At 62.6% G+C, this 12,453-nt stretch carries 9 protein-coding genes and 2 riboswitches; all 9 genes read right to left on the minus strand.

Annotated elements, in window-relative coordinates; all coding sequences use genetic code 11:
- Positions 1 to 12: 12 nt before the first annotated feature.
- The 9 genes from ACTAQJ_RS11740 to ACTAQJ_RS11780 all read right to left on the minus strand — a co-directional run bounded on the left by ACTAQJ_RS11740 (position 13) and on the right by ACTAQJ_RS11780 (position 12,190).
- Positions 13 to 3,039, minus strand: coding sequence for an alpha-mannosidase (locus ACTAQJ_RS11740; RefSeq protein WP_498696302.1), 3,027 nt, complete (start codon positions 3,037 to 3,039; stop codon positions 13 to 15).
- A 171-nt stretch (positions 3,040 to 3,210) separates the two neighbouring features.
- The gene (fdhD, locus tag ACTAQJ_RS11745) at positions 3,211 to 4,077 is read right to left on the minus strand and encodes a formate dehydrogenase accessory sulfurtransferase FdhD (protein WP_431118584.1); all 867 of its coding nucleotides are present in this window, start codon (positions 4,075 to 4,077) and stop codon (positions 3,211 to 3,213) included.
- Position 4,078: 1 nt separating this feature from the next.
- Positions 4,079 to 6,388, minus strand: a complete 2,310-nt coding sequence (locus tag ACTAQJ_RS11750) for an FdhF/YdeP family oxidoreductase (RefSeq protein WP_498696303.1) — start codon at positions 6,386 to 6,388, stop codon at positions 4,079 to 4,081.
- A gap of 59 nt (positions 6,389 to 6,447) precedes the next feature.
- Positions 6,448 to 7,794, minus strand: coding sequence for a molybdopterin molybdotransferase MoeA (locus tag ACTAQJ_RS11755; RefSeq protein ID WP_498696305.1), 1,347 nt, complete (start codon positions 7,792 to 7,794; stop codon positions 6,448 to 6,450).
- Positions 7,791 to 8,561: a DUF6457 domain-containing protein gene (locus ACTAQJ_RS11760; RefSeq protein WP_498696308.1), complete on the minus strand. Its 771-nt coding sequence runs from the start codon at positions 8,559 to 8,561 to the stop codon at positions 7,791 to 7,793. The genes ACTAQJ_RS11755 and ACTAQJ_RS11760 overlap by 4 nt, the downstream gene beginning before the upstream one ends.
- 175 nt (positions 8,562 to 8,736) lie before the next feature.
- On the minus strand, positions 8,737 to 9,237 hold the full coding sequence (locus tag ACTAQJ_RS11765) for an HNH endonuclease (protein WP_498696310.1): 501 nt from the start codon (positions 9,235 to 9,237) through the stop codon (positions 8,737 to 8,739).
- Positions 9,238 to 9,466: 229 nt separating this feature from the next.
- Positions 9,467 to 10,219: an NlpC/P60 family protein gene (locus ACTAQJ_RS11770; protein ID WP_498696311.1), complete on the minus strand. Its 753-nt coding sequence runs from the start codon at positions 10,217 to 10,219 to the stop codon at positions 9,467 to 9,469.
- A gap of 98 nt (positions 10,220 to 10,317) precedes the next feature.
- Positions 10,318 to 11,046, minus strand: a complete 729-nt coding sequence (locus tag ACTAQJ_RS11775; protein WP_431118574.1) for a C40 family peptidase — start codon at positions 11,044 to 11,046, stop codon at positions 10,318 to 10,320.
- A 4-nt stretch (positions 11,047 to 11,050) separates the two neighbouring features.
- A riboswitch (cyclic di-AMP (ydaO/yuaA leader) is annotated at positions 11,051 to 11,214 on the minus strand.
- A gap of 145 nt (positions 11,215 to 11,359) precedes the next feature.
- Positions 11,360 to 12,190, minus strand: coding sequence for a M23 family metallopeptidase (locus ACTAQJ_RS11780; RefSeq protein WP_431118572.1), 831 nt, complete (start codon positions 12,188 to 12,190; stop codon positions 11,360 to 11,362).
- Between the two features lie 6 nt (positions 12,191 to 12,196).
- A riboswitch (cyclic di-AMP (ydaO/yuaA leader) is annotated at positions 12,197 to 12,426 on the minus strand.
- Positions 12,427 to 12,453: the final 27 nt, after the last annotated feature.

Genomic DNA, 12,453 nt, shown 5'->3' on the forward strand with positions numbered 1-12,453 from the left:
GCTGGCCAGCCTTTATCGGGCGAACCGCAACGTGACCAATTGGAACGGGCGCAGGACCAGCTCGGCTGCGTCCTGCCCCACAGCCACTCCAGGAGCCTCTACCGGGCGTTCCAGCAGGTCCGTGGCCAGGACACCATGAGTTTCAAAATTGGCCCTGACAACACCGGCTGAGCGTTGTCCCAGGGATTCGTAAAGACGCACAATGACGTCTCCGGAGCCATCCTCAGCCAGCTTCACCGCCTCCACTACCAAGGCAGGGTTGGACACGGACAGCAGGGGTTCCACTGGCTTGCTGCCAGTGACATAGCGGGGCTTCAGGTTGGTGCGGTAGCCCTCCTCCACGGCATCCCCGATCCCGGCTCCAGGCCTGACGGACAGTTCAAGTGTGTGCTCGCCGCGGTCTGCTTCGGGGTCCGGGTACCTGGCGGAGCGCAACAGCGAGACACGGACGGTGGTGGTCGTCCCCCCGTCTCCGCGAACAGCCCTGGTGACGTCGTGCCCATAGCTGGAGGAGTTGCTGACGGCCACGCCATAACCTGGCTCTGCAACGTGGATCCAGCGATGGGCGCAGATCTCGAACTTCGCAGCATCCCATGATGTGTTCGTGTGGGTCGGCCGGAACACATGGCCGAACTGGGTCTCGGAGGCCGAACGGTCCGCCCGGACATCCAGTGGGAAGGCGATCTTGAGCATCTTTTCGCGTTCTTGCCAGTCCACTGTGGTGGAGATCCCCAGCGACTCCGCACCGGCGTCGAGCGTGATCCGTTGCGTGATGGTGGAGGCACCAACCGTACGCTTGACCACCACGACGGCGCCTGCCTCCGTGCGCTCAAGATCGATGGTTTCCGCCTGGGTCACTTTGGTGACGTTGCGCCGGTAGAACTCCTCGATGTCCCAGGCGTCCCATTCATTCGGAGTATCCCTGAACAGCTCAAGCAGGTTGCCGGGCTGACCGGGCACCATCGCCTCGCGGCCGGTGGAATAGTCCATGAGTGAGGTCAACAAGCCGTCACTGTCCACGACAGCGCGGATGATTCCGTTGTCCAGGATGTACCCGCCATCCTTTTCCCTGGCATCAACAACTGCCTCCGGCTTCACGGTTTCCGCGGCTGCAAGTGCCGGCACGCCAGTCCGCTTATGTGGGGCCGCATTGAGCAGGAACTGCCTGTCTCCTTGGCCAACGAGTGCCTGAGCGGCCTGGCCGATGATGGCCTCGAGATCGCGGGCGATCGCTTCGTAATTCCGCTCGGCGTCCTGGTGGACCCAGGCGATGGAACTGCCGGGCAGGATGTCGTGGAATTGCTGCAGGAGCACCAACCGCCACAGCCTCTTGAGCTCCGTTTCGGGATAGGAGTAGAGGTCGCCCAGGCGCACTGCAGCCGTGGAGCACCACAGTTCTGCCTCGCGCAGGAGGTGCTCGCTGCGCCGGTTGCCCCGCTTGGTCTTCGCCTGGCTGGTGTACGTTCCGCGGTGCATCTCCAAGTACATCTCGCCCACCCACACCGGGAGGTTGCGGTACTCGGCCTCGGCCGCCGTGAAGAAGTCCTTGGCCGTGCCCATGCGGACCTTGGGGGAACCTTCAAGATCCGCCGTGCGGTGTGCAGCCGCCACCATCTCGCGTGTGGGACCACCGCCGCCATCGCCATAACCGAAGGGAACCAGCGACATGGTGCCGCGGCCGTGGTCACGGTAGTTGCGTTCCGCATGCGCAAGTTCTCGGGCATGGAGCTCAGCGTTATACGTGTCCACCGGCGGGAAATGGGTGAACAACCGTGTGCCATCGATGCCTTCCCACGTGAAGGTATGGTGTGGCATCCGGTTCACCTTGTTCCACGAAATCTTCTGCGTAAGGAACCATCGCAAACCCGCGGACTTGACGATTTGTGGCAGCGCTCCCGAGTAACCGAAGGAATCGGGCAGCCATGCTTCCTGGCACTCCACATCGAATTCCTTCAAGAAGAAACTCTTGCCTTCCACGAACTGGCGCGCCATGGCCTCGCCACCGGGCATGTTGGTGTCCGATTCAACCCACATCCCACCGACGGGAACGAACTGCCCGGCCCGGACTTTTTCCCGGATGCGGACAAAGAGCTCAGGGAAGAATTCCTTGATCCAGGCCATCTGCTGGGCTGAGGAGCACGAGAAGATGAAGTCCGGGTCCTCGTCCATGAGGGCCACCACGTTGGAGAAGGTGCGGGCACACTTGCGGATGGTTTCACGGACAGGCCACAACCACGCGGAGTCGATGTGCGCATGACCGGTAGCCAGGAGTTCGTGGGCCGAAGCATAGGCGGGCCGGCTCAGCACTTCTGCCAATGCCTCGCGGCCTGCGGCAGCCGTTCCCGCGACGTCGTCCGGATCCATGATGTCCAGCATCCGTTCCAAGGCCCGCAGGATTTCGTGGCGGCGCGGCAGGTCCATGGGGAGCTCGTGCATGAGCCCGCTCAACGTCCAAACGTCCTGGTTGAGTTCCCACACCGTCTCGTTGAGTTCGGCAATGGCAATCCGGCCCAGACGATACCGGGGTTCGTCGCCGGAGGTCGCTTTGTCCCCCAAAGGAGTAGGCGCAAATGACCAGCCCTGCGACACATCCGGGTTGGCTGCCGCTTCCACATAGAAATCCACGGACAATCCGCCGCCGAGCAGCTTCAGCGGAACGTGATAATTACGCGGTGAGATCGCTTTGATGATGCTGGCATCGGCGTGCCAGGCCGTGCCTTCGCATTGGAACCCCGGCACGTCGCTGTTGAAACCGAGGTCCACGATGATTTCCACCGCCGTCCCCTTGGCTGAACCCCAGCCTTCTGGAACTTCACCCTGGAGCCGGAGCCATTTAGTGCTCCATGGCTTACCCCAAGGTGCGCCCGGCTCCTGGGGCGTGAAGAGCTGGCGCATGGCCTCCGCTGCGGGCACGGGTTCTCCAGGCGCGTCCCAGCTGCTGAGCTGCAGCGGGACGGACCTGCCGTAAATGGCCGGAAGAAGGCGTTCCCGAACGAATCGATCGAGACGCTGTTCAGTGATCCGGCGGTCGTCGTGCAATTAAATCCCCTTAGGCATTGGCTGGTGGCAAAGCGTCATGGCCGGCTGGCGAGCCGGCACTTTATGGACGGCATTATTAGAGGACACAGCGATTCCAATCGATGGATAAAATCTACGTTGTTCCAGCTCAATAGCCAAGTGATCGAGGACTATCCACAACCAATGGGGCCCTTAGCCAGCCTCTACCCCTACGATCCTGTCCCTGCCCGCGTACACGTTCAGGCTCGCACCACGACTGAAGCCCACCAAGGTGATACCGGTTTCGTCCGCCAGCTCGGCAGCGAGGCTTGATGGAGCGCTGACGGCCGCAAGGACGGGAATGCCTGCCATGGCAGCTTTCTGGACGAGCTCGAAAGATGCCCGGCCGGATACCTGAAGAACTGTTCCTTTCAGTGGCAGCTTGCCTGCCCGCAAAGCCCAACCCACCACTTTGTCCACGGCGTTGTGGCGCCCCACGTCTTCCCGCAGGCACAGCAGCTCGGAAGTACCGTCGTCGTGAATCCTGAAAAGACCCGCGGCATGGACGCCACCGGTTTTGGCGAAGACCGCCTGCGCCTCACGCAACCGGTCCGGGAGGGCAGCCAGTGCTCTTACGGGGATCGTCACGTCATCGTCCTGGGGACTATGACGTGAGGACTTCCGGACGGCGTCGATCGAGTCGGTACCGCAAATGCCGCAGGAGCTTGAAGTGTAGACGTTACGGCCGGTGTCCGGACGTTCGACGTCGGGCCGCAGCTGTGCGTCCACGACGTTGAAGGTCTGTACGCCGTCCTCGTCCTCCCCTGCGCAGAAACGCTCGGATACCAGTTGCCCCGGCTCCCAGATGATGCCCTCCGAGACAAGGAACCCGGCCACCAGATCGAAGTCGTCTCCAGGGGTGCGCATGGTCACCGAGAAGGACATTTCACCAAGACGGATCTCCAGGGGCTCCTCGACCGCCAGGACGTCTTCCTTGTAACGGACAGGGTGTTCCAGGGCCTGGGGCGATCCGTCCAGGACGAACTTATGCAGCTTTCGGCGCTGGGTCACACGTCCCATGTCAGGATCCGTTCTCCTCTGGGTGTTTTACGAACCGTACAGTCATGGCCTTGTAGCCGGGCGTGTTCGATTCGCGGGCCACAAGCTCGCGGTGCACCAGGGCGTTGGCCTCCGGGAAGTAGGCGGCAGCGCAGCCCTTGGCCGTGGGATATGAGATCAGCCGGAACTTATTGGCTCGCCGCTCCGTGCCCGCAAAGGTGGAAATGACATCCACCAGGTCACGGTCCTTGAAACCCAGGCCAGCGATGTCTTCCTCGTGGACCAGGATCACCCTGCGGGCGTCCGAGACCCCGCGGTAGCGGTCATCAAGGCCATAGAACGTGGTGTTGTATTGGTCGTGGCTGCGCACCGTCTGCAGGATCAAATGGCCCTCTGGAGCTTCAAGATACTCCAGCGGACTTACCGAGAACCGTGCTTTGCCGATATCAGTGGCGAAGGTACGGGTATCCCGTGGCGGGTTCGGGAGGACAAAACCGTTCTTCGTCCGGACCCTGGCGTTGAAGTCCTCGAACCCCGGGATAACACGTGAGATGTGGTCCCGGATCACGTCATAATCCTCTGCCATGGCGCGCCAGTCCACGCCGTGGTCATCCCCAAGTGTCGCTTGCGCCATGCGGGCCACGATCACGGGTTCGCTCAGGAGGTGCTCTGAGATCGGAGCCAGCCTGCCCTGCGTCTTGTGGATGACCGACATTGAGTCCTCTACGGAGAGAAACTGCTTGCCCTTGGGGTGTTTGTCGTCCGTGTCCGTGCGTCCCAATGTGGGCAGGATCAGGGATGTCTTCCCGTGCACCACGTGGGCACGGTTCGGTTTGGTGGAGATGTGGACGGTCAGCCCGGCGGTCTTGAGCCCTGCTTCCAATGCTGCGGTGTCAGAACCGGCTGCGGCAAAGTTTCCACCCATGGACACGAAAACATCCACCTCTCCGTTTTCCAGGGCGTGCTGGGTCTCCACAGAGTCATATCCATGCGCTCGAGGCATCTGGAACCCAAACTCCTTGTCCAGCGCGGCAAGGAACGTTTCGCCCGGCTTCTCCCAAATACCCATGGTGCGATCGCCCTGCACGTTGGAGTGGCCACGTACCGGGCAGGCGCCGGCTCCCCGCTTGCCGAAGTTGCCTTGGAGCAGCAGCAGGTTGATGATCTCCTTCAGCGTATCCACGGAGTGCGGCTGCTGGGTCAAGCCCAGCGCCCAGCAAATAATGGTTGCCTTTGACTTGGCCATCAACCCGGCCACAGTGACGATCTCCTTGCGGGACAAGCCGGTTGCGCGCTCGGTTTCCTCCCAGTCCAGCTGGGACCGTGCCTTGGCGTACGCGTCGAAGCCCTCGGTCTGCTTTCCGATAAATGACTGGTCGACGATCGTTCCCGGGTTCCGCTTCTCTTCCTCCAGGAGCAGGTGGCCCAGTGCCTGGAACAACGCGAGGTCGCCACCGACCTTGATCTTGAGGAACTCATCCGCGATCGTAGTGCCGCCGCCGATCACGCCGTTGAGAGACTGGGGGTCCTTGAAGTTCAGCAGCCCGGCTTCCGGAAGCGGGTTCACGGCCACGATCTTTCCGCCGTTGTTCTTGCAGTCACGCAGAGCGGACAACATGCGAGGATGGTTGGTCCCGGGGTTCTGGCCCACCACGAACACCAGTTCGGCGTGGTGGATGTCCTCCAGCGAAACCGTTCCCTTGCCGATTCCGATGGTCGGGTTCAGCGCGCTGCCCGAGGACTCATGGCACATGTTGGAGCAGTCCGGAAGGTTGTTGGTTCCGATGCTGCGGGCAAACAACTGGTACATGAACGCGGTCTCGTTGGCCGTGCGGCCGGACGTGTAGAAAACACAGCGATCGGGTGTGGTGGCATTGATATGCTCCCCGATCAAGGCAAAGGCTTCAGTCCAGCTGATCGGGGAATAGTGGGTATCCCCAGGTTTGAGGACTACCGGCTCGGCGATCCGCCCTTGGCTCCCCAACCAATATTCGGTCTTGTCCTCAAGTTCGGCAATGGAATGTGCTGCCCAGAAATCTGCGCCGACCGTCCGTGTGGTGCTTTCCTCAGCGATTGCCTTGGCGCCGTTCTCACAGAATTCCGCGGGACTGCGACGTCCGGTGATGGATTCCGGCCAGGCGCAGCCCGGGCAATCAAAGCCATCATGCTGGTTGACCCTGAGCATGGAGCGGACCGTGCGGGCTACTCCAGCCTGGGAGTAGCCCCTTTCAAGGGCGACAGTGACAGCCTTGAGGCCTGCCGCAGCCTTCTTGGGCGGGTGGATTTGCAGGTCATCTTCATTGATGTCCTGTTCGGGAGCATGCCTGTTCATGGGTCCATCATTGCAAGCCCGGGCCCCCAGTTACCACCTGCGTCCACACGGGGGGACCTTCAGGCTTCCAGCGCGCTCCAGTCAACAGGACCGGAAGGGGCCTTCTTTTGTTGACGGGCCGGCGACTTCCGTGGTTTTCCTGCAGCATCTTGGGGCGTGGGCAGAGGTTTGCCCCATGGCAAAGGAAAAGCCGGGACCAGCTCGCCCATCTGGACACCGTGTGGCGGGACCACCATGACGCCATCTGCTCCTGCCAGCCCACGCATCATCCCAGGCCCTGCATGCTGCGCGGGCGATGCCAATCCATAGACCAGCTTGAACGGCATCAGGCGCGTCCGTCCAGGATCGGCGTCGATCATTGCACCGCTGGGAACCTCGCCAACATCCTCCAGCTTCCCGTGGCCAAGCGCTGCGAGCAGCGGCCCCCCAACTGTGAACAGCGCCATCATGGCAGCCAGCGGATTTCCGGGCAGGCCCAGCACGAAGCGCCCGTCCGGAAGCTCCGCCAACACGGCCGGGTGCCCGGGGCGCATGGCAATGCCGTCGATCAACAGCCTGCCGCCCAGTTCAGCCACGGCCCTCCTGAAATGGTCCGTCCCCGAGCGTCCGGTTCCGCCCGTAGTAATCACGACGTCGGCCGGCGGCTCTGCTGCGGCAAATGGTTCCGTGGGTTCAGGCTCGGTGTCCTGCAAAGCGGCAAGCCAGTCGTCGTAGTTGTCGCCTACCTTGAGTTGCTCTCCTGCGATGCCACCAAGGAGTTCGACGACGGCGCCAAGCTGAGGTCCGAAGGTATCCCGGACCTTGCCCGGTATGGGAACCCCCTGCGTCACCACTTCCGAGCCGGTCAGGAGGAACCGCACCAAGGGTTTCCCCAGGACCTCCAGCTCATCCAGACCGGCCAGGGCAGCCAAGGCAATGTGCGCAGGATTCAGGATGGTGCCGGCTTTGAGCAGCACGTCCCCTTCTGCAGCTTCCTCGGCAGCCTTGCGGATGTGCTGGCCATTGCGTGGCTCCCCCGGCTTCGCGGCCCCGCCAAGCGCAAGGATTGGCAGACCGTCGTCGTCCGTGGTGATAACGCCACTTTCGCTGCGCAGAACGGCCTTGGCGCCTGGCGGAATGAGTCCTCCGGTGACGATGGGACTGGCCTGGTGGGGAGCAAGTCTGTGGCCGAACTCAACAAGAATCCATGGGCCTGTTCCGTTGACGGCCCAGCCGTCCATGGCGGAGGACGCATAGTGCGGCATGTCCTGAATGGCCACTGCATCCGAGGCAAGCTTCCTTCCCAAGGCGGCCTTCAGTGGCACCGGGCTTGGCGGGATGGGAGCAGCGACCTCAAAGGCACGTTGCCGGGCCTCATGCCATGTGTGTGCCGCGTGGTGGTGGCCCTGTCCGGGGGCCTCGGTCATTCCGCCTCAGTCCCGGGCTCCAGGTATTGCTTGGCAACCTGGCGGGCCAGGTCAAGGGCAGCGCTCATGGCGGTGTCGTCCGCCGCTTGTCCGATCCCCCTGGCCATACCGGCAGCGTAACCGGCGATGAACGTAGTCAGGGGCGCCGCAGGCCGAACCACGGAGTGGGCGGCGACTCCTGCCACCGAGAGGACTTCATTGATGTCCACTTCAACGCCCTCAAGCTCAAACGCCTGCAACAGTGTGCGGCACCAATCCTCGAGCGTCTCTTCCTGGCTCTTCATGTCCGCCTCCTGCTCGTTGTGTATGCCCAGGGCCGCAGCGTCCTCCCACGTGTCCACGTCATCGGTAGACCCATCGGGAACAGTAACGGCCAGCAGGTTCAGCCTAGCAAGCAGCCGGAACACTGAAGAGTTCGTTAACCCCGAAGTTGCAGAAGCGGCAGCAACTTCCCTTTCCAAAGCGGTGGTGCTGTAGACCCCCAGAAGGGGCTGTTGCCGGCCGTCGGCTGAGACGGCCATGGCACCTTCCACTTCAGGATGCGCACGCAATCCTTCCCAGAGGGGTGCAATGCCCCTGGAGGCGTGCGGCATGTCGCATGCAAGGACCAGCGTCCACGGCGCTGGCCCTCCATTATGGTGAAAAGCCGCCAGACCAGCAGCAATCGCGGCGGCAGGGCCAGCAAAGGCCGGCTCCTCCCGGGCGCTAAGAACTCCATCAGGCAGGACGCCGCCGATACCAGAGGTGTCAGGACCAACCACCACCACAGCGGAAGCACCCCGTGCCGCCTGCAGGGCATGCGAAAGGAGGCTGGCGCCGTCGAACGTTTAATCCGGGCTTGGGCACGCCACCGAGACGGGTGGCCCTGCCACCCGCCAGAATCACAGCGTTGAACTCCATCCGCCCAGATTACCCGGACGGCTGGAGCGCAACAGAAATCGATCAGGCGGCGGATTCCGGCAACAGGAACGGGTCCCAGTCCGGCGCAGGTTTCTCGAGTTCTTTGATCTGCCACATGGTTCCTGTGGGCACGCCAGGTTTGAAACGAAGTTTCCAACCCATCTCAGCGAGCGTGTGGTCACTCTTGGCGTTGTTGCATTTCAAGCACGCCGCAACCAGGTTTTCCCAGGAATCCGCGCCGCCCCTGGATTTGGGGTGGACGTGGTCTATGGTGTGGGCTGTTTTCCCGCAATAGGCGCAGCGATGGCCGTCGCGGCGGAGTACCCCGCGGCGGCTCACGGCAGTGATCCTGTTGTACCGGGGCCGGATGTAGCGATTGAGAAGAATCACGGATGGTCTTCCGAGAACCTCCTGTGGCCCGACGACAGGCTCGTCGTCTTCGGCCACCACGCTAGCTTTTCCAGTCAGCACAAGGACCAGCGCCCGGCGGAAGGTTACTACCGCCAGCGGTTCATATCCAGCATTCAGAACGAGTGTGCGCATGCACGTACCTCTTCACGGCCGCACCCGTCAGGGGCACGAGGGCCGGCTGCCCTCTGCTTGTACGGGCTGTGGATCGACAACACAAGGGTAAGCACTTATATGCCATATCAACGAATTTTTCCGCCGTTTCACCTGCGGTGTTGGCGAAAGTTCATGTGCGGGACACCCCGTGGTTAAAGCGGAACACCCCGCCGGCCTGAGCCTGCGGGGTGTTCCGTGGAGTATTTGATCAGCCGTTGACGCGGATGAAAACGGGGCCGGAGCCAACGTTCACGCTGAACAGTGCCGTGGTGGATCCGTTCCATCCACCGTGGACTGCCATGCCGTTGCCGACGTAAACAGCGATGTGTGCCATTCCGCCGTAGCCACCGTTGGCATAGTAAGCGAGATCGCCAGGCTGGGCTTCAGCTGCACTGACCGTGCGGCCGAGGGAGAGGTAGCCGGCCGGCCAATCGTGGAAGTGAATACCGACGGCGGCCAGCGAGTTGGTCACCAGCATGGTGCAGTCCTGCGTGACGCCGAGCTGAGCGTAGGCCGCTGCAGCGATAGCCGCACCGAGGCCGCTGGACGCAGCAGGCGCCTTGGCCGCGGACGCATCAGTGTTGACCGCCAAAGTAGCGGTGCCGCCGGCAGCCGGAGCTTCCTTGGCAGGTGCCTTCTCGACGACGGGAGCGGGGGCTTCCACAGTCTTGACCACGGGGCGCTCGTAGGAAATGGCAACGCTGGAATCGGCAGCAATGGTGGCCTGGGCAACCGACTGCACGTCAAGGGTGGACGCAGACGTAGATTCGCGCTGGACGTTGGTGTCCGCAGCATTTGCAGCAACGCCGCTGGTCAGGACAAGGCCCGACGCAGCTGCGATCACTGCTGCCTGACGGCCAACGCCACCGGCGTTGTCGCTGACAGCCTTTGCAATGACGGCAAGTGAGCTGGTCTTGGGGGCCTCAGCTCTATGCCGTGCAACCTTGTTTGCACTGGTCATGATTACTCTCTTTTCGTATCCGCGCACGGTGGGGTCGCACGCGGGTTATGGGCTGCCAGCACTTGGGGGGCATGCTGGCTTACCCCGAATGGGATTTTCTAGCGGAGGGTGTAGAACGAGGACGTGCCGGTGGAGGCCGCGGAGTGCAGGAGCGTGCCCTGGCTGGGGTTCAAAGCGCTGATCATCATGCCGTTACCGACGTAGATGCCCACGTGGGCTCCGCCGTTCTGCACGACGAGGTCGCCAGGCGCAGGGGTGCTGGTGGGGGTCATGACCGTCCAGGCATTGACGCGGGGGATGCTGATGCCGGCCTGGGCGTAAACCCACTGGGTAAATCCGGAGCAGTCCCAGCCGTTGGGGGAAGTGCCGCCCCAAACGTAGGGGTGGCCGATGCCGGTGTAGGCAATTGCTGCAAGTCCTGAGGCTGCCGCGCTTGAAGCGGCATCCTTGGCCTTGGAGGACAGGGCACCGAGGGTGCCGTTCGCTTGGTCTTCGGTTGCCGTGCGCTGGGAGGCCCGCTGAACCTTGGGAGCTTCCTTGGTAGCCACAACGGGGCTCTCGAAGGAAACGGTTGCGGTGGGCTCCGCGGTAACAACTGCGGTGGCGACCAACTGCTGGGTGCTGGAGGATTCCGACTTGGAAACGTCGGTGTCAGCGGCCTGGGCCGGGAGTCCAACGCTGAGAACGAGCCCCGAGGCTGCGGCCAGAACGGCGGCTTGGCGGCCTACGGTGCCTGCATTGGTTGAGACAGCCTTGGAAAGGGTGTTCAACGGGTTCGTGCGAACCAATTCGGCGCGATGGCGCGCAGGGGTAGTGCGTGATGACACGAAGGTAGCCTCTCCCAATGCCTGCGAGGTGAGCTGTCGGATTCGGATGGGAGTCATCCGGCCGCGCGGCTTCAAGGAAGCTTTTGCGACTTAACCCCAAGGTCTTCTGACTCGAAGACCAAAATTGGTTCCCCCGCCCCTGCCAGACGATTTTTGCGAACGGACCTCGAGTGGTGGCAGAGCTAGGCAATCCACTCAAGTGCATCGGCCCCCTAAAAAGCCGATGCGCTTTAGACGGTACAACAGATGTTCGTGAATGTCACATTCAGGTCACGGGGCGTGTCATGGATGCGAGAGGCAACCATCAACTGGCTCAGAGCCAGCCCATGGGATCTACGACCTCGCCGTTTACCTGGACCTCGAAGTGGAGGTGGCAGCCCGTAGAAGCTCCTGTGGTGCCACTCAGCGCGACCGTATCGCCGCGGCTGACAGTCTGTCCCACTTTGACGTTGAAGGACGACAGGTGGTTATACGTGGTCTCGAGGCCGTTGCCGTGATCAATCACCACGCGGTTGCCTCCGCCGTACTCATGCCACCCAGCGAACGTGACCTTGCCTGCGGCCGCCGCGTGAACGGCGGTTCCGCACTGGGCCACGAAGTCCTGGCCACGGTGGAAGTCACCGGTGCCGCCGGTAAGGGGGCTGACACGGTAGCCAAACGGTGATGCCGTGACCAGCTTGTCCAGCGGACTTCCCAAGGTGCCAAGTGAGGAGGCGCGCTGGATGCTCCCCGCTGACTGGGCGCTCAGCAACTGCTTGAGCTTGCCGTCAGGATCAGCGGCGGTAGCGACTGCTGCACGACTGAAATCAATTTTGGCAGAGGCTGCTGCAGAAACTTCCGGTTGGCTGCCACCGGGCACGGAGAGGGCCGCCTCGGCCTGTCCGGACTCGGACGTGGCCATGACGGGGCTTGTGGCAGGCAGGCCTACAGTCAGGGCAAGTCCGGTGGCGGCAAGCGCGACACCGGCCTTCTGCCCGACACCACTGGCTGCGGCGAAGTCGGCTACCTGGCGCAACGGGCTCTTACGGCGGCGCACCTGACGCGGGGTGTCGCGTGGCCGGATCTCCATTGCGGCGCGGGCTGGCCGTAGCTCAGCAGCGGGGCCGGACGCGCGGCGGCGGCCCCTGACGTTCTGCGATGTCAAACTCTGTTCCTCTCTGGAAAGCCTGCGAAGTTAGCTGTCGGATTCGGGTCAGAGAGTTCAAAGACCCGGTCCGCACGAAGCGCAAACGGCACACAGGTATCCCCGGGAGGACTTGCGTTAGTAGGCACTTCTGCTGCGGACTTCACCCCAAGGCTGCTTCTTTAGGCAGCCGCTTGTGGTTCCCCCGCCTCTGCCAGTAGTTGATGACACACCTGATCTGCTGGCAGAGCTCGGCTCCAGATCAGGTAACGCTTTGGTATCGG

The organism is Arthrobacter sp. alpha11c, assembly GCF_054149985.1.